Below are 22,834 nucleotides of genomic sequence, written 5' to 3' on the forward strand. Positions count from 1 at the left end.
AAATTTAAAATATAAAATGAAAATACAAATTATCAATAAATCACAGCACGACTTACCAAATTACGAAACAATTGCTTCGGCAGGGATGGATTTACGTGCTAATTTAACGGAATCTATAACGCTAAAACCATTAGGAAGAACCATCGTAAAAACAGGTCTTTTTATTGAATTGCCAATTGGTTACGAAGCACAGGTTAGACCAAGAAGCGGTCTGGCAGCTAAAAAAGGTGTTACTGTTTTGAATTCTCCGGGAACTGTAGACGCAGATTACAGAGGAGAAATAGGTGTAATTTTGGTAAATTTATCCAATGAAGATTTTGTGATTGAAAACGGAGAACGAATTGCACAATTGATTATTGCCAAACACGAAAGAGCTGAATGGATTGAAGTTGAAGAATTATCAGAAACTTCAAGAGGTGAAGGAGGTTTCGGAAGCACAGGAGTAAAATAGAAATTTAATAATTTAAAGATTGAAAAATTAAAAGACTTGCTATTTTTTTAATTTTTCAATTTTTTAATCTTTCAATAAAAAAATGAAAATAATCGTTCCAATGGCAGGTCGCGGATCGAGACTACGACCTCATACTTTAACTGTTCCAAAACCATTAATTCCTGTTGCGGGAAAATCAATCGTTCATCGTTTGGTTGAAGATATTGCCAAAATATTAAAAGAACCAATTGAAGAAGTTGCCTTTATATTAGGAGACGAAGCTTTTTTTGGTGATGATGTTGTAACAAGCTTACAGGATTTAGCCAAGGGTTTAGGCGCAAAAGCATCTATTTATCGCCAGGATTTACCTTTAGGAACAGGTCATGCTATTATGTGTGCCAAGGATTCTTTATCAGGACCAGCTGTAATTGCTTATGCAGATACTTTAATTAGAGCAGATTTCGAACTGGATCCGGCTGCAGATTCCGTAATCTGGGTAAAACAAGTAGATCAGCCTGAAGCATTTGGTGTAGTAAAATTGAATTCTAATAATGAAATCATTGAATTGGTAGAAAAACCAAAAGAATTTGTTAGTGATTTAGCGGTTATTGGAATTTACTATTTCAAAGAAGTTGGCGATTTGAAAAAAGAACTTCAGGGCGTTTTGGATAATAACATTCAAAATGGCGGAGAATATCAGATTAACGACGGTATTAAAGCGATGATGGCTAACGGAAAAGTTTTCAAAACCGGAAGCGTAGATGAGTGGATGGATTGCGGAAATAAAGATGTAACCGTTGAAACGAACACCAGAATGCTTGGTTTTCTGCATAATGACGGAGAACATCTGGTTGATTATAACGTAACTTTAGAAAATTCAACTATTATTCCGCCATGTTATATTGGAGAAAATGTAGTATTGAAAAACGCAACCATTGGACCAAATGTTTCATTAGGAAAAGGATGCCATGTTACGGACAGTTCCATAAAAAACAGTTTAGTGCAAACGCATTCACAAATAAAAAATGCCCATTTGGATAATGCAATGATTGGAAATCACGTTAGTTATGATGGAAAATTTACCAGTATCAGTATTGGTGATTACGCTGTTTTAGAATAATATATGATAATTTGAAATGAAATTATGTAAATGATGAAAAAAGGAGTTATAGTAATTTTGTTTTTCGTTTTGCTTGGTAATTCAACAATGGTTACGGCTCAGACAGAGCCGGAAGATATTGCTATGGCTACAGATGAATATCAGGACTCTTTTTATGAATCATTAAAACAGAAAGGAATTGAAAATTATGATAAAGCAATTGTATCATTAGAAAAATGCATTAAGCTTAAACCAAATGATCCTGTTGCTTATTTTGAACTGGGTAAAAATTATTTAAAATTAAAAGATTATCAAAATGCTCAAAATGCATTTGAAAAAGCCATTCAGATAGATTCAAAAAACAAATGGTACTGGCTGGGTGTTTATGATGTAAGCTTCGAAACCAAAAATTATCCTCTGGCAATTGAAACGATTCAGAAAATTATTCCGTTTGACGAAGAGTATAAAGATGATTTGATTTCATTATATATGATTACCAATCAGTTTGAAAAAGCACTTTTGGCAATCAACGAGATGAATGACAAATATGGAAAATCGGAAGATCGCGAAAGATATAAGCAGCAGATTTTATCTCAGGGGAAATATCAAAATACCGAAATTGACAATTTGATTAATCAGATCAAACAAAACCCAAAAGAAGAATCTAATTATGTTAACCTGATTTTGTTATATTCAAAAACAGCAGAAACAGAAAAAGCTTTGGATATTGCAAAACAGCTGGCAAAGGAAATTCCAAATTCAGAATGGGCGCAGCTAAGTTTGTTCAAAGGATATTTAGATCAAAACCAGGCGGACAAAGCGATAAAAGCAATGAATTTTATTTTATCCAGTCCAAAAATTGATTCAAAAATTAAGCACAGAACGCTGAATGAGTTTTTGATTTATGTGAATAAAAATCCGCAATACTCAGCTGATTTAGAAAAAGCTATTGGTTATTTTGACAATGATCCGAACGTAAATGTTGCTAAAGAAATAGGAAAATTTTATCACAATAAAAACCAATTTGAGAATGCGATTAAATATTATGAGAAAGATTTAAGCGCCAATTCAGATACAGATCTCGAAACTAACTTACTTTTGCTTGAAGCATACACACAGGCGAAGCAATTTGAGCCGATGACCAAAAGGGCAATGACTATGATTGAAGTTTATCCAAGTCAGCCACAATTTTATTATTATGCAGGATTAGGAAATAATCAATTGAAGCAATTTAAGAACGCAAAAACCGTTTTAGAAATGGGACTTGATTATGTAGTGGACGATAAAAAGCTTGAAGCAAATTTTAATATTCAGTTAGGAGAGGCGTACAATGGATTGGGAGATGCAAAGAAAAAAGAGGAATACTTTTTGAAAGCAAATGAGTTATTAAAACAAAAAAAGTAAAATTGAGATGAAAAAATATATTGTAATTGTATTGGCAGCAGTTTTTATGATTTCCTGCAAATCAAAAGCAGTTGCCGTACAAAATAATAATACCGAAACACCAACAAAAATTGATAATAAAACGGTAGAAAAGCATTACGAGAACAAATTAGATTTTTCTACTTTATATATTAAGGCAAGTGCAAGATATGTTGACGAAAAGCAAAGTCAGAATGTTACTGCTGAAATTAAAATTAAGAACAATGAACAAATTTTAGTGAGTGTCCGTTTTTTGGGAATTACTATGGCAAAGGCACTAATTACACCAACTGCCGTAAGCTATTACGAAAAAATAAACGGAACTTATTATGAAGGCGATTTTACCAGCTTAAGTAAATGGCTTGGTACTGAACTGGATTATACGAAAGTTCAGAATTTATTAGTTGGAGAAGCTTTAGACGATTTAAGAAAAGGAAAATATACACAGACTATTGTAGAAAACCTTATTCGTCTGGAAGATGAAAAAGAAATGAACCTGAAAAAGAGTTTCTTTTTGGAGCCTGAAAAATATTTGTTACAAAAAGAGCAGATTTCACAGACTGCAGAAAACATGATGTTAGAAATTAAATATTCTGACAACAAGGTTTTTAATCAGGGAACACTTCCAACAGCTATTGAAATTAATGCTATCCAGCCAAAAGGAAAGACGGATATTAATTTGAATTACAATACAGTTTCGTTTAACGAAGAACTTTCTTTTCCGTATAGCGTTCCAAGTGGCTATAAAAAAATTATAATTAAGTAAATTTGCAAAAACATATCAGAAAAATGCCAAAATTTCTCCTAAGCCTAATTTTTATCTGTGTCACAACTTTTGCGTGGGCACAAGATTCACAACAAGAAAAACTGGAACAGCGAAAAGCTCAGATTCAACAGGAGATCAGGGATAATGAAAAAATGCTGCAGTCTGTAAAGAAAAAAGAAAAATCTGCGGTAAACGTTTTTTTGATTCAGCAAAATAAAATTAGACTGAAAGAAAAATTAATTAATACAACTTCTAAGCAGGAAAGAATTTTAGGTAATGATATGTATATTAACCAGTTAAAAGTTAATAAACTAAAAAGAGAATTGGCTGTACTGAAAGAAGATTATTCAAAGATGATCCTGAAATCATATAAAAGCCGCTCTGAACAAAGCCGTGCAATGTTTATTTTATCTTCCGAAAGTTTTTTACAGGCATATAAAAGAGCGCAATATTTAAAACAATACACCAATTACAGAAAAAACCAAGGATTGGAAATACAGTCAAAAACGGCAGAATTAGTTGACTATAATACAAGACTGGATGGACAAAGGAAAGTAAAGAAAAAGATAATTGCTGAAAATGAAAAAGAAAAACAAAGTCTTGAAGTTGAAAAGAAAGAACAGCAAAAACTGGTTAATTCGTTAAAAAAGGATAAAAATAAAATTATTGCTGATACTAAAGCAAAACAGAAAGAATCTAAAGCAATTGATGCAAAAATTAAGCAATTAATTAGAGCTGCTATTGCTGAAGCAAATAGAAAAGCTGAAGAAGAAAGACGAAAACGAATAGCGGAAGGGAAAACTACTGAAAGCACTGATCCGGCACCAGCCAAAACTTTTTCATCAGATAAAATTGCCTTGACACCAGAAGGTAAGCTTTTAGCAGCAGATTTTAAAGCAAATAGAGGTAAATTACCCTGGCCGGTAGAAAAAGGATTTATTTCGTTAGGATATGGAGATCAGCCACACCCATTGTATCCTTCTTTAACGGTTCATAATTCTGGGGTAGAGATAACAACAGAATCTGGTGCAACTGCAAGGGCAGTTTTTGAGGGAGTGGTATCAAAAGTTATCGCTTTGTCTCCGGTAAACAGAGCCGTTTTTATTCAACATGGAGATTATTTTACGGTTTATCAAAACCTAAGTTCTGTTTCGGTTGAACAAGGTGATAAGGTAAATATTAAACAAAGTATTGGAAAAGTAAGAACCAGTGGTGATACAGGGAAAACAATTATCAAATTTCTAATTCTTCAAAATACATCAAACAACAATCCGGAAGGATGGTTACAAAACAGATAAAATTAAAGGAGCTCATGAAGCTCCTTTTTTTTTATGAATTTGTTTTAAGATTTTATATTACAATTTGTAAATTGAAATTGTCATTGCTGCTGCTGTAATTGATCCATATAACTTAATTGCTCTTCTACTTTTTGGGATACTTCCTGTAATTTGACATCGTTTATTTCTTCAAATTGTCTGCCGTCTTCATATCCAATAGAAACACAAACAGAAAGTGTTTGTCTCGCAAGTCCTTTAAAAGTTCCTTTTATTGGAGTACAGTCACTAAAATTTCTTCCAACCGAAAGACGTACATGATTGTCCATTGTCCAAATGTTATTGGTAGGATCTAAACCTAACCAGCCCTGGGTTGGCGTGTAAATTTCGACCCATGCATGAGTTGCTCCTTCGCCACGAAGACCACTTTCATTTGGACAGATATAACCGCTAACATAGCGTGACGGAATACCAACGGTGCGTAAAAGATGCAATAAAATATGTGCAAAATCCTGACAGACGCCTTTTTTAAGAGTTAAAATTTCGTCAACCGTAGTTTCAATATTTGTAATTCCTTTTGTATAGGTAAAATTTTCAAAAACATAGGCATTACATTGTTGGGCAATTTCAATTATCGACTTGTTTTCAGGATTTATTTTTTTCAGGATATTTTCAATCTCTGCTTGTTTTTCGATTTTATCAATATAACTCAGACGTAATAATAAAATACTTTTTTCTTTTTCTGTCTGAATATCTTTCACGTAAGTAGAGTCTATTTCAGGAATTTTAAGCGAATGATTTACCCGAACCAACATTCTGGATTCGATAGTCATTTCAGTATGACTGTCTAAAACATTAAAATTGCCGACCCGGTTTCCGTAATAATCCTGAGAAACGTCAACATTTGGAGCATGCGTAATTAAAAGCTGATATTGCAGTACTTCCTGGTTTTCAAAATGATGAGGGAATAAACGTATTTCGTTAATACTTTCTTTTATAGGATAATTGTATTGGTATTTTGTGAGATGAACTATTTTAAAAAGCGCCATATTGGTTAGGTGTAAGAAAAGAATAATTTTGAAAAATCGGTCGAAAACTGAATTAACTGGTTTTTGGTGTTTCTTAAAACATCCTCTAATTCCTGATTGGTTAAATGCTGATAATCTGTAAAAGCAATATAACTTTTCAAGCGCCCAAACTGATTCATTAATGTTCGGGCTTCACTTAAATCAGTGTTTTTAAACAAACAATCAAGATAGGTATTAATGAAATCCAGCGTATAGATTACAGAATGCGCAAAATCCATATTGAAAATTACCTGATGAACCACTTTTCGATTATGCGAAATGTTACTGTAACTTTTCAGATATAATTCGTAACCTGAAAGAGATAACAATAAACGTCGCCAATAGATTAAATCTTCTTCGCCTTCGAGATTGTAATTAATAGGTGCAAAATACGCCTGAGTCATAGATATGGTCTGTAAACATCTTTCGATATGTTTGCCAATGCTTGAAAAACACCAGCCTAAACCTCGTGGCATTGTAACCTGAAGGATTCCATTATAAAGCAGTAAATCTTTGTTGAGTTTGGTAATTACATTTAAGGCATCTGAGGTCTCTAGCTTTTTGGGCAAATCCGGCGAATTCACAAAATGATACATCGAGTTAATGTGCTCCCATAATTCTTTAGTAATTTTATCCTGAGATCCTCTGGCATTTTCGCGTGCTTTTACCACTAAGTTTTTTACAGAGTTTTCATTTTGATTGTCACAAATAATGTATTTTAAAACATAAGGGGTATCATATTGTATCGAATGGATTTTGGCATTTGAGAGACTTGTATAATATTCTAAAAGTGGTTTATAACCCTGAGAATCATTAATTTCTTTATCAAATGATAAAATATAAGAAGTGTTAAGGGTAAGTAACATTCCGTCGGTTCTTTCCATATATCGGTTAAGCCAAAACATTCCATCTGCAACTCTACTAAGCATATCTTTTATTTTTGAATGGTTATAATTTATTTTATAATCCAGGTGTCTTTACTGCCGCCACCCTGAGAAGAATTTACTACCAGTGAACCTTCAGTAAGTGCCACCCGTGTTAAACCTCCCGGAACAATTTGAACTCCTTTTGGCCCGCATAAAGCATATGGCCTTAAATCGACATGACGTAATTTAAGCTGTCCGTCAATTAAACACGGAACCGTACTTAATTGGATAATGGGCTGCGCAATAAAATTTCGGGGATTATTGGTAATGGCAATTTTAGCATCATCAATTTCTTCCTGAGTTGCTTTGTTTCCCATAATCATTCCGTAACCGCCACTCTGGTTGGTTTCTTTGATTACCATATTTTCCATGTTTTTAAAAACTAATTCCCGTTCATCTAAATTTTCCATTCGATAGGTCGGAACATTTTTTAAAATAGGTTCTTCGTTCATATAATATTTAATCATGTCCGGTACATAAGCATAAACGGCTTTGTCATCGGCAACACCATTTCCAACGGCATTTACGAGCGCAACGTTTCCTTGTCTGTAAGCACTGATTAAGCCTGGAACACCAAGAGCACTGTCTGGTTTAAAAACCAATGGATCAAGATATTCATCATCTAAACGTCTGTAAATGACATCAACTTGCTGTAATCCCGAAGTTGTTTTCATATAAACCCTGCTGTTGTTTACGACCAGATCGCGTCCTTCGACTAAAGGAATTCCCATTTGACGAGCTAAATAGGTATGTTCGTAATAAGCCGAATTATAAACGCCAGGTGTAAGTAAAACCACATTTGGGTTTGGTACATTTCTGGGCGATAATGAAACCAAAATGCTGTGAAAAATCATAGGATAATTGCTCACCATGCTAACATGATTCGATGAAAGCATATCCGGAAAAATCCTTTTGGTAATTTCACGATTTTCCAGCATATAACTCACTCCGCTCGGGCAGCGTAAATTATCTTCCAGTACATAAAACTCACCTTTTGCTCCCCTGATTAAATCAATTCCGGCAATGTGCACATGGATATTATGAGGTACTTTTATACCCTGAACTTCCTGAATGTAATGAGGACATGAAGCAATTAATCCAGCTGGGATGATTCCGTCTTTTACAATGTTTTGCTCATTATAAATATCCTCTAAAAATAAATTTAATGCCAGTAAACGTTGCTTGATTCCCGATTCTACTTCTAACCAGTCTTCTTGTGTTATGATTCTCGGAATAATGTCAAAAGGGAAAATTCGTTCTATTCCATTTTCATCATCACTATAAACCGTAAAAGTGATTCCCTGATTCATAAATAAATCAGAAGCCTGTTTTTGTTTGTTGGTCAATGTTTTGTGATTCAAACTTTGTAAAGTTTCAAAAACCTGTCGATAAGAATCCCGGACACCTTTATTTGAAAACATTTCATCCCAACCATTATGATTTAAACTAGCTGCTAATTTTGCCATAATCAAATTATTAAATAAATATCATTTTAATCTTTTTTGTGTAAATTATTTATTTTTTTAATCCAAAATACAACTTTTTAGGCTATTTGTATTTGTTTTTAATGTGAATTTTATAATTTGTATCAAATTCTTTTTTTGAGGTTTTAATTTTGAAAATATGTTTTTTTAAGGCTGCGTTTTTTTGAGATTTGATATTACTGAAGATGTACTTTAGAAGTGTTTAATTTTTTTAAGCCCAAGAAACTTTTATTTTTTAGGATTTAAATAATCGATGTTTTTGGGGAATCAATAGTAATAAGATAAAAATCATTTGATTGTTGAATGTGAAATAGCAATGATTGAATTTAAAAAGTAGTATTTTTGCAATATGGAAACAAACAGACAGAAAAAAATAGGCGGTGTCATCCAAAAAGATTTGGTTGATATTTTGCAGGGTGAAGTGAGAAAAAACGGAATTAGTAATTTAGTAATTTCGGTATCCAAAGTAAGTGTTACAACAGATTTATCTGTGGCAACGGTATATTTAAGTATTTTTCCACAAGAAAAAGCAAAAGAAACTTTAGAAGCAATAAAAACGAATACAACCTTAATTAAACACGATTTATCTCAGCGTGTACGTTTGCAGTTGCGTCGTGTGCCAAATCTGGTATTTTTTATCGATGACTCATTAGATTATATCGAAAAAATCGACAACGCTTTAGCAGGCAAAGAGAACCCAATCGAAAACCGTGATCTTTTAGAAAAAAGAAGAAAATCGTAAATTGAATTTCCCTCTTTACATAGCCAAACGTTATCTTTTTAGTTTAAGTAAAAATAACGCAATCAATATCATCAATTTAATTGCCAGTCTCGGAATTATTGTTGGTACCATGGCTTTGTTTGTGGTTTTATCAGTTTTTAGCGGACTGAAAGTTTTCAGTCTTTCCTTTACGAATGAAATTGACCCTGATTTAAAACTGACCAGCACATACGGTAAATCATTTTTGATTACACCGGAAGGTGAAAACCAAATTAAGAGAATAGAAGGAGTTGCTTCATATACCAAAATCATTGAAGAACGGGTTTTGTTTTTGTTTAAAGACAAACAACAGGTTACCTATTTAAAAGGCGTAGACAGTCTTTATCCTGTGGTAAATGATATCAAAAAAAAGCTATTTAATGGTCAATGGCTGAAGCCGGACAGTTATCAGGTTGTAATTGGTTATGGAATTTCACAGGATTTTTCGATGGGAATTCTGGACTTTGAAAATCCGTTGCAGGTATTTGCGCCAAAACCTGGAAAAGGTGCAATCGAAAATCCCGAAGAAGCTTTCAATAAAACAGATGTACTGCCTGTCGGAATTTATTCTATTAGTGAAGAGCTCGATTCTAAATATATTTTTGCTGATTTAGGGCTGGTTCAGGAATTATTAATGTACAAACCGAATCAGATTTCCGGAATCGAATTGAAACTGAAACCTAATGCTGATGAGAAAGCAATACGTTCTCAACTCCAGACCATTTTCAAAAATAAAATTACGCTAAAAAACAGGGCCCAGCTGAATGAGTCCTTATACAAAATGCTCAATACCGAAAATATTGTTGTTTATCTAATTTTTACCCTTGTCATAATCGTTGCACTTTTTAATTTAGTAGGGGCATTAATCATGATGATTCTGGAAAAGAAAGGAAACTTAAAAACCCTTTTTAATTTAGGTACTGAAATTAACCATCTGCGAAAAATATTTTTATTGCAGGGAACATTATTAAGTGTTTTTGGAGGTATAATCGGTCTTGTCCTGGGTATGATTTTAGTATTGCTACAGCAGCAATATGAACTGATTATGATAACCCCAACTTTGGCTTATCCTGTTGTTTTCTCATTCGAAAATGTACTTATTGTAATGACAACCATTGTTATTCTTGGGTTTGTAGCTTCATTAATTGCAAGCAGTCGTGTGAGCAAAAAGCTGTTGGATTAGTATTTCTGCCTAAAAAATATTACTTATATTTACCGCCTAAAAATTCTACAGCATATGATTGTTTCTGCTTAATCCTAATTTTATTTTTAGAATAATTTAGGATACTTACGCTTTTACTTTTCAGTTCAGATTAACACATCTGGACTAATTTTATCATTTATCCTAAAATATCATGACAGAAACAACTATAAAGAAAAATCTATTTTCTAAAATTTTTACCACATTAAAACAAGCGCTTAAAGGCGACGAATCATTTGATTACACTTCCGGAAGCATCAAAAAAGCAGTAATTCTACTGGCCATTCCAATGGTTTTGGAAATGATGATGGAGTCCGTTTTTGCCTTAGTTGATTTGTATTTCGTTGGACATTTGGAACACAGCAGTTTTGCGATTCAGACTGTTGGTCTAACCGAATCGGTGCTGACAGTTATTTATTCCCTTGCTATCGGAATGAGCATGGCAGCAACTGCGGTTGTCGCAAGACGAATCGGAGAAAAAGATCCGGTCGCTGCAGCAAAAGCTGGAATGCAGGCTATTATTATTGCTTTTGCAGTGAACAGTGTATTGAGTATTTTTGGAATTATTTATGCGAAAGACATTCTTATACTTATGGGATCGTCTGTGGAATCGGCCGAACACGGTTTCAGATTTACGCAAATCATGATTGGCTCCAGTTTATGCATTATGCTTTTGTTTTTAATAAACGGAATATTTCGCGGTGCCGGAAATGCAGCAATAGCGATGAAAAGTCTTTGGCTGGCGAATATCTGCAATATTATTTTATGTCCGATTTTAATTAACGGTTTCGGACCAATTCCGGCTTTTGGATTGGTTGGAGCCGCATTAGCCACAACATGTGGAAGAAGCATTGGAGTTTTATATCAATTATATCATCTGTTTTCAGGAAAAGGAATTTTAAAAATCAAAATCTCCTATTTCGCTCCGGATTTCACACAAATAAAAGCTTTAATAAAAGTTGCAGCTCCCGGAATTTTACAATTTGTAATTGCATCCTGCAGCTGGATTTTCTTAGCCCAATTGGTTGCAACGACTGGTGGCGATCATGGTTCAGCAGGGTATCAGACCGCACTTAGAATTATGATGTTTTTTATCCTTCCTGCCTGGGGATTGAGCAATGCTGCCGCAACTTTGGTTGGGCAGAATTTAGGAGCAAAACAAATCGAACGTGCCGAAAAATCAGTTTTTACAACTGCCCGATACAATGTAATTTTCATGGCATCGATTATGATTATTACTCTAGTTTTTGGAAACTATATTATTTCTTTTTTCACGAATGATGAAATGGTCAAAACAATTGCTGCTGAAGCATTGCGTACGATGAGCATCGGATTTATTTTCTACGGAATTGGGATGGTTTTGATTAATACATTCAACGGTGCAGGAGACACCTGGACACCAACCGGAATCAATTTCTTCGGGTTTTGGCTGTTCCAGATTCCACTTGCTTATGTATTAGCGAAACATTTCAATATGGGACCAAGCGGGGTTTTTATAGCCATTCCGGTTGCTGAAACTGCAATAACTATGACTGGAATCTTCTTTTACAAAAGAGGAAAGTGGAAACGAGTACAAGTATAATTAAACAAAAAGACCTTCAGTTACGAAGGTCTTTTTTATGCTTTTAAACAAACTCGTATCCGGCATAAACCTGTTCGATTTCTTTCATAATAGCGAATAAATCTTCAGGAGCATCAGTCGTAACTAGTTTTTGTTTGAATTCTTTAAATGAATGAATGCCTTTGAAATAATTGGTATAATGGCGACGCATTTCTACAATTCCCAAACGCTCGCCTTTCCAGTCCATTGACCATTGTAAATGATTTCTGGCAGCTTCAACACGATCAATAACCGTTGGAGCAGGTAAGTGTTCTCCGGTTTTAAAGAAATGTTTGATTTCATTAAAAATCCAAGGATAACCAATCGCCGCACGGCCAATCATGATTCCGTCGATGCCGTATTCATTTTTATATTTTAATGCTTTTTCAGGACTGTCGATATCACCGTTTCCAAAAATAGGCATTGTTATTCTTGGGTTGTTTTTTACACGCGCAATATGCGACCAGTCCGAATGGCCTTTGTACATTTGGGCACGAGTTCTGGCGTGAATTGTCAAAGCCTGAACACCAATATCCTGAAGCCTTTCTGCCACTTCATCAATATTAATGGAGTTGTCATCCCAGCCTAAACGTGTTTTTACTGTAACAGGCAAATCAGTTCCTTTAATAACCGCTTTGGTTAAACGAACCATCAAATCTACGTCTTTCAAAACTCCGGCTCCGGCACCTCTGCAGACTACTTTTTTTACCGGACATCCAAAATTGATATCCACTAAATCCGGTTTTACGGTAGAAACAATTTTAGACGACATTTCCATCGCTTCTTCATCACCGCCGAAAATCTGAATTCCAACAGGACGTTCGTAATCAAAAATATCCAGTTTCATGCGGCTTTTTATAGCATCACGAATCAATCCTTCTGATGAAATAAATTCAGAATACATCATGTCTGCTCCGTGCGTTTTGCATAATCTGCGAAACGGCGGATCGCTAACGTCTTCCATCGGTGCGAGTAATAAAGGAAATTCGGGTAATTCTATGTTGCCAATCTTGACCATCTTCAATATTTTTTGCAAAATTACAACATTTAGTTCAAATCACAGCAAAACATTCAATAAGCTGAAATTAAACCATATAAGTGATATAAGTTCATTTAATTGGAACGTAAATTTCAACACATACAAGTATAGACAATTGAAACTCAAAAAAGGCGTTTCACTAATTTAAAATTCAAATAGTTACGCTGAAATTAAACTATATAAGTGATTTAAGTTCCAATTAAATGAACTTAAATGTTTTCAATACATACAGTACCAGTTATTTAGAAATTCCAAAAAGGCATTTCATTAATTTAAATGTACTTAATTTTGCGATCTGCTATTTACACAAAGTTTTAAATGAACTTATATGACTTATATGGTGAAAAAAAAATCAATATGCTATTATCGATAATCAAAAAACCGAATGGGTTTTCGGCTCATCGGATTAAAAACCAAAGGATTTAAAATTTCTTTTGAAGCAAATTCTATTTTTGGCGTTACTCTCAATTTGGCTCTGAAGTGATCTTTTATTTCCTGTAAAAATTCCGGAGTTTGGTTTTTTACCGCAATTTTAATCAGGATTTCATCGGTACCTAAATCATTCGTAGAAATTTCGATCAGATGATTTTCAATATTATCAAAACTGCTCAAAACATCGTTCATCGCAGGTGGATAAAGTGTTGTTCCTTTGTATTTGATCATTTGTTTTTTACGTCCAACAACGGGTCCGACACGCAAGGTGTTTCTGCCACATTCGCAAGGTTCGTTATGCAGCTGTACAATGTCTCCCGTTTTAAATCGAAGCAAAGGCATGGCTTCAATTCCCAAAGTGGTAAAAGTCAGTTCGCCGGTTTCACCGTTTTTAACCGGCATATTATTTTCGTCCAGAACTTCAACAATGATTAATTCAGGATGATGATGCCCGCCCTGGCCGTGTTCACATTCTGTAAAAGCAGTGCTCATTTCTGTTGAAGCATAAGTCGAAAACAACTTGATGTTCCATTTATCCGTAATTTTTTTCGATAAAATATTCATCGAAAAATCCTGCTCACGTAAAGATTCTCCGATGCAGATGGCACCTTTTATGCTCGAATTATTATAATCGATTCCGTGGATTTCGGCATATTCAATTAATTTTAAAAGGAAAGATGGAACGGTAATTAAATAAGACGGATTGTATTTTAAAATCGAATCCCACTGCATTTCCGGAATTCCGGCTCCAACGCGGATAACGCCGACTTTCAATTTTCGAAGACCCAGAAAATAAGCCAGACCAGCCATAAATTTTCTGTCAATGGTGGTCATTAACTGCACTACATCTCCTTCTGCAATTCCGGCGCAGGCAAATGAAATTGCTTCATTATAAGCCAATCGGTCCAAGTCAGAATCGGTTAAACCAAAAGTTACCGGATCGCCCAAAGTTCCTGAAGTTGAAGCATAGTCGATAATTTTATGCTGCGGAACACACAAAAAATCATCGTTATATTGCTGTAAATCTTCTTTTGTAGTGACGGGCAAAAATTGTAAATCTTCGAGTGTTTTCACTTTTGAAATATCAATATTTTGTCCGGCGAAAAGTCTTTTGTAAAATGGAGAATTCTCGCTGATATAAGCTAAAAGTTCAGCTAATTTTTGTTCCTGAAAAATTTTAATTTCCTCTAAAGATTTTTTTTCTATTGCCGGAATCATTGTAATTTTCTTTTGAGTTTTTTTAAATATTTTTCAATTTCTGCTTTTTCAGGAGCAGTAGTAATTTCTTTTGTCAGTGCTTTTTCAAAATTTGCCTTGGCCTGCTGAAATTCTTTCTTTTGGTAAAAGTACAATCCTGTTTTATAATACACAACCCAATAATCCGGGTTTAACGATTGATAATTTTGAATGAATTCGGCAGAAATAGTTTCTTCCTTTTTCAGATACAAATCCATTTGATGATCTTCAGTTTTAAACTTTTTATAGTTTTGAAAAGCTTCCGTTTTTATAAAAGTATCTTTGGCAATATTTAGATTTTCCTGTTCGAATGAAATTTCCGCATTCGATTTTTTGCCATTAAAAACAGCATCCAGATTATAACAGACAAATTCGCCCAATTGATACGGATTTGCCGAAACCCAAACCAGTTTTTCTTTCGGTTTAAAAATAATTCCGTGATGTGCCATTAACTGATTCAAAGCCTTTTCATTACCGTAACCTAAAGTAAGATCGTTTAAACCGTTTTTATCCCTGAGAATTTCAGAAGCAATCTGTGGATTTATCTTTTTATTTTCTGATAAAAGTTCCTGCATTCTTTCAAATCGGTATTCAGAATGACTGTTTACAATTTGTTCCTGATTTCGTTTATCATTCTTAAACGCTTCTCCCTGAAAATGATTCGAACAAATTAATTGACTCGTATTTGACATATCGTAAACATCCATTTTTTTTGGAGAAACTTCAATTAAAATGGCTTTATTGTCCTGAGCACTTCCGACCATTATGGATTCTGAAACAAATACTTTTCTTTTTTGGGCAATCGTGATCGCTTCATCAATATTTTGAGCGTGCTGTAAAATTTCACGGGTCAGGATCGAAATCGGTGTTTTGGCAACCAGCGGTATTTTAGATTTCGAAGCATTAATAGTTACAGTCAAACCCTGCTGGTTCATGCCGGAAACGGTTCCAATCATTCCGGGCCAGGAAACCATCATAAAATTATGACCCTGTTTCGGTTTTACAAAAGCAATGATTTTATTTTCTGCGAAAGCGTCATTTACATAAAAATCAAAATTTCGTCCGAGAATCAAATTCCCGTCTTCCGATTTTTCATTCCATGCAGCAAATGACGAGCAGCCAACCAATGCCAAATCTTGTAAAGCATGTCCGATGTCGTGCGCCGCATGCAGGTACAAACCGCGTTGATATTGTGGTGCGATGTTATCAAATTCATGCGAAGTATATTGCGAAACTCCGTAAATCTCTGTCTGATACTCTTCAGGAACATTAAGATATAATTTCCGGTTGAACCAGCTCAAAAAATGGCGCAGCATTTTCTGCTGAAATTTTGACGGAACAAGATCTGTTATTTTAGAGAAAAAAATGCGTTGCTGTTTTTGCAAAAGCGAATCAGTTAGTGCTCCCGTTGTAAGTCCAATTTCCAACGGATCGCCTTCAACATACAATTCCCAAAGGCCTTGTTTGTTTTTTGAAAACGAATTATTTCCTGAAATAAAAGAGCTGTCAGAAAGTTTTGTGACAACTGGTTTTGTTGTATTATAACCTGAAATATCAGGCAGATGTTTTTTTGATTTTGCGGTACCGCAGGAAACCAGAGTTCCTAAAAAACCAATGAGTAAAAGATATGAAATACGGTTTTTCATCACAATTAAGCCTGATTGATTTTAGTAATTAAATATTCTTTACCAATAATTTCAGAACAGGTTACAACTGCTCCGATTGTTACGCCTAAAACCCCATGTATGCTGACGCTTTGGCCTGTGAGATACAAATTTTCTAATTTGGTTTTTGAAGGAATCAACGTTTTCATCGGATTGTTGGAATCCTTAACATAGCCGTACATATTGCCTTTATCACCGCCAATATAATCACGGTAGGAAAGCGGACTTGAAGTATGAACAGACTGAATGCAGTTTTTGATTCCGGGAAATTTTATTTCAATTTCATCTAAAAATTTAGCTGCTTTTCTGGCTTTGAATTCTTCATAACTTTCACCACGGTCATTTTTTTCGACAGTCGTATTAAAGGTATTTGTCCAGGGGAGAACATCATCAAATTTCATGTACGTGATAAACGTCATTCCGTCTGCCCAGATTTCGTCTTTTTTAGAAGCGTTCATAGAAGCCATATACATTTTTGGCCACGAATTTTCATCATATTCGTGTGCTGTCCAGACTTCGTCGCTATTTTTAAAATGATAATAATTATGGTTGATGTATTTGAAAGTCTCCGGCTTAAAAACCAGATACAGACTAAAGGCCGAGAGTACGCCTTCAAGATTTTGAATCCGGTTGAAAAAAGGCTTTCTGAAGTTTTCTTCGCCCGCCATTTTCAAAGTCGTTTTCGGTTCAATATTCGAAATAAAAAGTTTTCCTGAAACCTGTGTCCCGTCTTTCATTTTAACCGAATTCACTTTGTGATTTTCGACTTCAAAATGGGTAACTTCTTTGTATTTGTAAAATTCGCCGCCGTATTTTTTAAGCTGTTTTAAAAGCTGTTTGGTGATTTGGCTTCCACCGTTGATGCAGCGCCATGAACTTTCAATATACGAATTTACAATCAGGGCATGAACATAAAATGGAGACTTATCTGGAAGACCAGCGTACAAAAAATTGGAACCTGCCAGAACGGCTTTTAGTTTTTCATTTTCTGTAAAAGAATCAATCGTTTCTTTCGCGTTGCGCCTTAAAATTTCATCGTCATATTTTCCTTCCCATTCTAAATTATAGAGCGGAAAAGAATTGCATACTTCTTGTAAACTTTTACAATAGTTCTCAATATTTTCTTTTTCTTCGGGAAAAGATTTAACTAATTGACGAACAAAATTATCATAGCCCTGCGCGTGCGGATATTCGGTACTATCATCTTCAAAAGAAATAATATCGAAAGCATTTTCGTCTAACTGTTTCAGATTTAGTTTATCGATAATGCCCAGATACTTAAAATACTGATACAGATTCTGGCCTTCGCCCAAACCTCCGATATAATGAATTCCGGTATCAAAAATCGTTTTATCACGAACAAAAGTCTGAAGATTTCCGCCGTACTGATTGTTTTTTTCGAGTACACAAACGCTGTAGCCTTCTTTAGCCAGAATAATGGCTGAGACCAATCCGCCCAAACCACTGCCTACAATTACTACATCGTATTGCTCTTTCATTTTAATTTTTCTTTAAAATGATGATATTATTTTCTTCTAAAACACAATCAAAACCAAAATCAGTTATTGTGTTTTTTAAACGGGAAGAACCGACTAAAATTATTGAAGAAACCGTAGTGATTTTTGAAAAATCGTTAAAGTTTTCATCCGAAATTAATACAACATCATATTGACTTTCAACCGCAGATTCTAATTGATCCGGATACGATATTTTTCTTTTTTTCGCGATATAATTGGTTTTGGCCACGGCTCTTTTTTCTTCATCAGAAATGTACGAATGAATTTTTCGCTGGGGTTCCTGCAAAGTGAGTAATACGTCTAATTGCCCGTAATCATTGGCTAAATGTACTATTTTGGCTTTTGCCGAAATGTGACGGTTTAAGTGATAATAAATCTCAAGGTGCGTTTTCAGATTTTGTTTTACACTTTTTACGACTTCAATTTCTTTGTAATCATAACTGTGAATCAGCATTTTTTTGAAATAATCTGGGCCTTCGATTACCTGTCGGATTTTGCTGAATTCCGTTTTGAAGAAGCTGCTGATTTGTTTGGTTCTTTCAGCATAATTTTTTCCGAAAGAATTATTTTCAGGAGTTATTCTTTCTAAAACAGAAACCGTAATACTGCCGTCATAAATTATAAAATCGCCTTTTGGCAAAACTTCTGAAACACCATGAATTAAAATCGGAAGAATATCTAAATTCAGCTCTTCGGCAAGATAAAAAGCACCTTTGTGAAAACGTTTAATCTGATTGCTTTCAGAACGGGTTCCTTCAGGAAAAATGATTATCGAATACCCTTCTTTTGCTTTTTGGCGTAAATGCTCAACACCGTTTTCAAGCCCTTTTGTAACAGGATAAAAACCTGCTTTTTTAGCAATGGGTCCAAAAAATGGAGAGTTATACACCCAGTCATTTACTAAATAAATGACTTTTGGACTTAGCATTCCAATTGTCAGACTATCTAAAAATGATGTATGATTGGCAATAATTATGGCTGGTTTTTCAAAAGTTTCATTAAAAGCATTGATTACTTTTTTCTGCACAAACGGATTGGAATATAAGACTGATTTCACAAACTTCGAAATCACAAATCGAAAACCTTTCATTTTTGTTTTTTCACTTACAGGTAAAACCGGCATGATAATCAAAGAATAAAGCGACATTAAAATTCCGCCAAGTCCGTAATAAAAAAATGATATGATGCCATTTAAAAAACTACGTAGTGCAAAAGGGGGATTTCCGTTTTTTGACCGGTTCGAAATAAACATTTTAAAAAGAATCGGGTAGAAGATGAACGTGATAATCAATGCGGCAAAAACCCCAATCAATGAAACCGATGAGATAGAAGTCAGTGCCGGATGTTTCGCAAATATCATGGCACCAATTCCTAAAATAGTGGTAATTACCGCCAAAATGATTGACGTTCTGTAAATTGCAATTTCGTTCTTTCCGGTGGTGTATTCTTTTTGAAGTGCGCTCGTCATGAAAATACTAAAATCGACACCGTGACCAAAAATCAAAGTGCAGACGATCATGCTAAAAATATTCATCTGGATACCAAAAATTCCCATAATGCCTGCTGTAACAATTCCGGTTAAGGCAATTGGAATACAGCTTAGGATTACCAATTCGATCCTTCTGAAAAAGAAAAACAGAATTAAAATGACGGCGACAAATGAATAATTGACAAGCGAATTAAAATCGGTTTTCAAAGTGCTGAAAAAGGTTTCGTTCATCTGCTGACGGTCAATTGCAATCAGATTTTCTTTGGCGGAAGCCGATTTTACAAATGTATCACGCTGTTCCGGAGTTACTTTTACCAAAGTCGAAATGGTGTAAAAACCATTTTTTTCGGTTACAAATTCTTTCAGCTGTAATGCCTGAATTTTTAAATATTCATTGGCAGAAATGGGTTTGAAATTAACATTTAAATGATCAAAAAAGATACCGTATGTATTTGGCTTGAACCCAAATTTTGCACCTTCGGAAATTAATTGTGATTGTAAAAGCTGTTTTTTACGGGCATCCCAAAACGAATTCCATTTTTGAATTTTTTGAAGCTGTTCCTTCTGCGAAAGCATGATTCCACCAACAGAACTGAAATTCAATATTTTATTTTGCTGTTTTGCTGCAGATAAATCGGTAAAAAGTTGGCTGTTGTGGTATAAAACTTCTTCCATGCTTTTTCCGTACGAAGCCACATAAATCGTTTTTGAAGTCAGACTTGTACTTTCTTCCAGTTGCTTTTCGGCTGCTTTGATTTCTTTCGGAACAAAATTTAGCTGTGATAAATCGTTATTGAAACCAACATCGTTATAGGTAAAACAGCAGACAATCGTAATTAAAACACAAAATCCAATTAAGAATTTATTATTGTGAAATGAAAAGTGAGCCAGTTTATCAATCACATTTTTTTTGTGTTCAAAATTGTTTTCTTTTGGTTTGTATAAATGCGGAACAATCAAAAGCGAGAAAAATGCGGAGGCCATCACAATAACGGCGGCGAAAATTCCAAGGTCATTCAGAGCATCAGATTTTACGAAAAGCAGACATAAAAAAGCAACTGCTGTAGTCGAACTGCTCATGATAACAGGCATCGTGATGTCTTTATACAATGTTTTTATATCGCTGTTGTGTTTGTAATGTGTAAGAATGTGCAGCGAATAATCAATTGTAATTCCTAATAAAATAGATCCGATTCCGAGTGAAATGGCCGAAATCTGTTCTTTTACGAAATATAAAAAGGCTACAGCAAACAATCCGCCAAATACTGTGGGAATAAAAATGATCAGCGGAATTAATATTTTTCGATAGAATAAAATCAGAATCAGCATTAGCGTAATCATGGCGATGGTTGTCGTAAGGACAATATCGCTTTTAATCTGATTCGCATTGGCAACTGCAATCAACGCCGAACCAAAATAACTGATTGAAGTTTTGCCTTTATATTTTTGATTTAAATTTTCCTGAATCGATTTTAGTTTTTCAGCAAAAAGAGTGTTTTTTTCGGTTTCGCTGGACGGAAGATTCGAGGTAATAAAAAGCAATAACTTCTTTTTGTCTTTGGTCATTACAAAACCATTGTCAAGCGTAAAATCATCACCAATATTTAATTGCGGTAATTTTTTTAAAGCGATAAACGAAATCCCAAGCGGATCCTGAAGTATAAAATCTTTAGTAACAAATCCCGAAGGTGAAATAATCGATTTGTAATTTCCCTGAACGGTTGCCGAAATACTGTCTTTCTGAAGTTTATTCTGAATGGTTTGGTAATCTTTATTCTCTAAAAAAAGAGGCAGATTATTGTAAACAAAATCAATCGTTTCCTGAATATTCTCTTCGTCAATTTTTCCCTGAATCCCGGTAATGTACGGTTTGCAGGATTGAGAAGCACTATCAGAAAAAGCGGTTGCCATTTCTTTTAAATCCTCTTCAGAACCGTTTTTTTCGAGTTTGAAGATCACAGTTGTTTTATCGGCAAAATTTAATTGTTTTAAGACTTTTGCCGTAACATCTGCTTTATCGTTTGTTGGAATAAGTTTGGTAATGTCTTCTTCAAATTTGATTTGAGAAGCAAAAAATCCGAAAATAAAAAGCATCAGCACGGCCAAAAAAACCGAGAGCGATTTTCTTCGGTTTACAAATGAATGAATGGCGTAGAAATATTGATGCATGACGATTAAATTTTTTCAGCCACAAATTCACGAATTTATTTTTAATCCGTGGCTAATTGACATAGAATTTTATTCTGTACGTTTTCTGGCGAAAGCAGTTAAAAGCAAATAACTAATTAAACCAATGGTTAGTGCAGAAACGGATGCTAAAATAAGACTTCCTACGATATATTGTGTAGCATTTTTTTGAATATCGTCGAGTGTGATTGAACTATCCAAAATTAAGGGTGTTTCGCCGGAAACGAAAATACTTCCTACCTGAAGTGAAGCATAAATAATAAAAGGAATAAAAGGGGGGAAACTCACGTTTGAAGTCAGATAAGCAATGACTTTGTTGAGCCTGAATAAAGCTGCAAAAGTAAAAAGCAAAATAGTCTGAAAACCCCAGAAAGGAGAAAGCCCGATAAAAATTCCTAATGCAATTGCGGCAGCTTTTTTAAAATTAGAATCCTTGCTTTCTAAAATATCCTCGAGAAAGAATTTTTTAAAACCTTTTTTTTTTGCTCTTCTGAAAAAATCCCTCGGTTTAATATAGAGTAAAGCATTCGTCACTAAAACGGTATTCAGAATACTGATTCGGGTAAAATCACGAAACGGACGAAAATGCGAAACACGTTCTGCAGGATCATACAAAACCTGTATCGGAATGTTTTTTACTATAATTCCTTTCCACGCAGCACGTACAATAACTTCAATTTCAAACTCAAATTTATTGGTAAAAAATTGTTTTGGAAGCAATTGCAAAGGATACAATCTGAAACCGGATTGTGTATCATCAAGTTTGATTCCGGTTTCAAACTTAAACCAGAAGTTCGAGAATTTGTTACCAAAACTGCTTTTCTTCGGCACATTTTCCTGTGTCATATTTCGACTTCCAATCAACAACGAATTTGGTTCTTTTTGAATTTCGTCAATAAAATTAGGAATATCTGAGGCAAAATGCTGTCCGTCAGAATCGATTGTAATGGCATATTCGAATTTCATTTCGATTGCTTTTCGAAAACCGTTTCTAAGCGCTCGTCCTTTTCCTAAATTTTTAGGATGATGAATTTGTGTAAGCTGCGAATATTGTTTTAAAATGTCGAAAGTTTCATCAGTCGAACCATCATTAACGACAATAATATTTGGAGTGAAATCTAAAACAGAATCCAGTACTTTTTTTAGCGTTTTCCGGTTATTGTATGTTGGGACAATAACACAGAAAGAAGTAGAATGAAGCAGATCGTGCTGCGATAAAATAGGTTTCATCTGGAGTTTTG

17 protein-coding genes are annotated in these 22,834 nt (G+C 34.4%); 8 read left to right on the forward strand and 9 right to left on the reverse strand.

Annotation, left to right across the window (positions count from 1 at the left end; genetic code table 11):
- Positions 1–16 precede the first annotated feature (16 nt).
- The 5 genes from dut to GWR14_RS13190 all read left to right on the forward strand — a co-directional run bounded on the left by dut (position 17) and on the right by GWR14_RS13190 (position 5,015).
- On the forward strand, positions 17–451 hold the full coding sequence (dut, locus tag GWR14_RS13170) for a dUTP diphosphatase (RefSeq protein ID WP_163409514.1): 435 nt from the start codon (positions 17–19) through the stop codon (positions 449–451).
- A gap of 82 nt (positions 452–533) precedes the next feature.
- On the forward strand, positions 534–1,550 hold the full coding sequence (locus tag GWR14_RS13175) for a sugar phosphate nucleotidyltransferase (protein WP_163409516.1): 1,017 nt from the start codon (positions 534–536) through the stop codon (positions 1,548–1,550).
- 33 nt (positions 1,551–1,583) lie between these two features.
- Positions 1,584–2,933 carry a tetratricopeptide repeat protein gene (locus GWR14_RS13180; RefSeq protein ID WP_163409517.1) on the forward strand — a complete coding sequence of 450 codons (1,350 nt, stop codon included), beginning with the start codon at positions 1,584–1,586 and terminating at the stop codon, positions 2,931–2,933.
- A 7-nt stretch (positions 2,934–2,940) separates the two neighbouring features.
- Positions 2,941–3,717 (forward strand): DUF4292 domain-containing protein, encoded by a 777-nt coding sequence (locus GWR14_RS13185; protein WP_163409519.1) that lies wholly within the window; start codon positions 2,941–2,943, stop codon positions 3,715–3,717.
- 23 nt (positions 3,718–3,740) lie between these two features.
- Complete coding sequence (locus GWR14_RS13190) at positions 3,741–5,015, forward strand: murein hydrolase activator EnvC family protein (RefSeq protein ID WP_163409521.1); 1,275 nt, start codon at positions 3,741–3,743, stop codon at positions 5,013–5,015.
- 80 nt (positions 5,016–5,095) lie between these two features.
- Here GWR14_RS13190 and GWR14_RS13195 read toward each other — a convergent pair whose 3' ends face one another.
- Genes GWR14_RS13195 through GWR14_RS13205 form a run of 3 tightly spaced genes read right to left on the reverse strand, consistent with a single transcriptional unit; the run spans position 5,096 to position 8,450 of the window.
- Positions 5,096–6,040 (reverse strand): transglutaminase family protein, encoded by a 945-nt coding sequence (locus GWR14_RS13195; protein WP_163409523.1) that lies wholly within the window; start codon positions 6,038–6,040, stop codon positions 5,096–5,098.
- 5 nt (positions 6,041–6,045) lie between these two features.
- Positions 6,046–6,987, reverse strand: a complete 942-nt coding sequence (locus GWR14_RS13200; protein ID WP_163409525.1) for an alpha-E domain-containing protein — start codon at positions 6,985–6,987, stop codon at positions 6,046–6,048.
- A gap of 26 nt (positions 6,988–7,013) precedes the next feature.
- Entirely contained in the window at positions 7,014–8,450 is a 1,437-nt protein-coding gene (locus GWR14_RS13205) for a circularly permuted type 2 ATP-grasp protein (RefSeq protein WP_163409527.1), read from the reverse strand.
- 367 nt (positions 8,451–8,817) lie between these two features.
- Here GWR14_RS13205 and rbfA point away from each other — a divergent pair, with 367 nt between their 5' ends.
- The 3 genes from rbfA (at position 8,818) to GWR14_RS13220 (ending at position 12,011) form a co-directional block, all read left to right on the forward strand.
- Positions 8,818–9,210, forward strand: a complete 393-nt coding sequence (rbfA, locus tag GWR14_RS13210; RefSeq protein WP_163409529.1) for a 30S ribosome-binding factor RbfA — start codon at positions 8,818–8,820, stop codon at positions 9,208–9,210.
- A gap of 1 nt (position 9,211) precedes the next feature.
- A complete protein-coding gene (locus GWR14_RS13215) occupies positions 9,212–10,411 on the forward strand; it encodes an ABC transporter permease (RefSeq protein ID WP_163409531.1) in 1,200 nt (399 codons plus the stop codon).
- 172 nt (positions 10,412–10,583) lie between these two features.
- Positions 10,584–12,011, forward strand: a complete 1,428-nt coding sequence (locus GWR14_RS13220; RefSeq protein WP_163409533.1) for an MATE family efflux transporter — start codon at positions 10,584–10,586, stop codon at positions 12,009–12,011.
- 43 nt (positions 12,012–12,054) lie between these two features.
- Here the strand turns inward: GWR14_RS13220 and dusB are convergent, their stop codons facing one another.
- The 6 genes from dusB to GWR14_RS13250 all read right to left on the reverse strand — a co-directional run bounded on the left by dusB (position 12,055) and on the right by GWR14_RS13250 (position 22,823).
- The gene (dusB, locus tag GWR14_RS13225) at positions 12,055–13,047 is read right to left on the reverse strand and encodes a tRNA dihydrouridine synthase DusB (RefSeq protein WP_125719089.1); all 993 of its coding nucleotides are present in this window, start codon (positions 13,045–13,047) and stop codon (positions 12,055–12,057) included.
- A 384-nt stretch (positions 13,048–13,431) separates the two neighbouring features.
- Positions 13,432–14,718, reverse strand: a complete 1,287-nt coding sequence (locus GWR14_RS13230; RefSeq protein ID WP_163409535.1) for a phenylacetate--CoA ligase family protein — start codon at positions 14,716–14,718, stop codon at positions 13,432–13,434.
- Positions 14,715–16,382: a C45 family autoproteolytic acyltransferase/hydolase gene (locus GWR14_RS13235; protein ID WP_163409536.1), complete on the reverse strand. Its 1,668-nt coding sequence runs from the start codon at positions 16,380–16,382 to the stop codon at positions 14,715–14,717. The genes GWR14_RS13230 and GWR14_RS13235 overlap by 4 nt, the downstream gene beginning before the upstream one ends.
- Before the next feature lie 5 nt (positions 16,383–16,387).
- Positions 16,388–17,899, reverse strand: a complete 1,512-nt coding sequence (locus GWR14_RS13240; RefSeq protein WP_163409538.1) for a phytoene desaturase family protein — start codon at positions 17,897–17,899, stop codon at positions 16,388–16,390.
- A 1-nt stretch (position 17,900) separates the two neighbouring features.
- The gene (locus GWR14_RS13245; protein ID WP_163409540.1) at positions 17,901–21,575 is read right to left on the reverse strand and encodes a 1-acyl-sn-glycerol-3-phosphate acyltransferase; all 3,675 of its coding nucleotides are present in this window, start codon (positions 21,573–21,575) and stop codon (positions 17,901–17,903) included.
- 69 nt (positions 21,576–21,644) lie between these two features.
- The gene (locus tag GWR14_RS13250; protein WP_163409543.1) at positions 21,645–22,823 is read right to left on the reverse strand and encodes a DUF2062 domain-containing protein; all 1,179 of its coding nucleotides are present in this window, start codon (positions 22,821–22,823) and stop codon (positions 21,645–21,647) included.
- Positions 22,824–22,834 lie beyond the last annotated feature (11 nt).

The organism is Flavobacterium ajazii (genome assembly GCF_010614725.1).
Classification (GTDB): domain Bacteria; phylum Bacteroidota; class Bacteroidia; order Flavobacteriales; family Flavobacteriaceae; genus Flavobacterium; species Flavobacterium ajazii.

Coding starts and splice junctions, on each gene's coding strand:
- dut (WP_163409514.1), top strand. CDS start 17: ATGAAAATACAAATTATCAATAAATCACAGCACGACTTACCAAATTAC.
- GWR14_RS13175 (WP_163409516.1), top strand. CDS start 534: ATGAAAATAATCGTTCCAATGGCAGGTCGCGGATCGAGACTACGACCT.
- GWR14_RS13180 (WP_163409517.1), top strand. CDS start 1,584: ATGAAAAAAGGAGTTATAGTAATTTTGTTTTTCGTTTTGCTTGGTAAT.
- GWR14_RS13185 (WP_163409519.1), top strand. CDS start 2,941: ATGAAAAAATATATTGTAATTGTATTGGCAGCAGTTTTTATGATTTCC.
- GWR14_RS13190 (WP_163409521.1), top strand. CDS start 3,741: ATGCCAAAATTTCTCCTAAGCCTAATTTTTATCTGTGTCACAACTTTT.
- GWR14_RS13195 (WP_163409523.1), bottom strand. CDS start 6,040: ATGGCGCTTTTTAAAATAGTTCATCTCACAAAATACCAATACAATTAT.
- GWR14_RS13200 (WP_163409525.1), bottom strand. CDS start 6,987: ATGCTTAGTAGAGTTGCAGATGGAATGTTTTGGCTTAACCGATATATG.
- GWR14_RS13205 (WP_163409527.1), bottom strand. CDS start 8,450: ATGGCAAAATTAGCAGCTAGTTTAAATCATAATGGTTGGGATGAAATG.
- rbfA (WP_163409529.1), top strand. CDS start 8,818: ATGGAAACAAACAGACAGAAAAAAATAGGCGGTGTCATCCAAAAAGAT.
- GWR14_RS13220 (WP_163409533.1), top strand. CDS start 10,584: ATGACAGAAACAACTATAAAGAAAAATCTATTTTCTAAAATTTTTACC.
- dusB (WP_125719089.1), bottom strand. CDS start 13,047: ATGGTCAAGATTGGCAACATAGAATTACCCGAATTTCCTTTATTACTC.
- GWR14_RS13230 (WP_163409535.1), bottom strand. CDS start 14,718: ATGATTCCGGCAATAGAAAAAAAATCTTTAGAGGAAATTAAAATTTTT.
- GWR14_RS13235 (WP_163409536.1), bottom strand. CDS start 16,382: ATGAAAAACCGTATTTCATATCTTTTACTCATTGGTTTTTTAGGAACT.
- GWR14_RS13240 (WP_163409538.1), bottom strand. CDS start 17,899: ATGAAAGAGCAATACGATGTAGTAATTGTAGGCAGTGGTTTGGGCGGA.
- GWR14_RS13245 (WP_163409540.1), bottom strand. CDS start 21,575: ATGCATCAATATTTCTACGCCATTCATTCATTTGTAAACCGAAGAAAA.
- GWR14_RS13250 (WP_163409543.1), bottom strand. CDS start 22,823: ATGAAACCTATTTTATCGCAGCACGATCTGCTTCATTCTACTTCTTTC.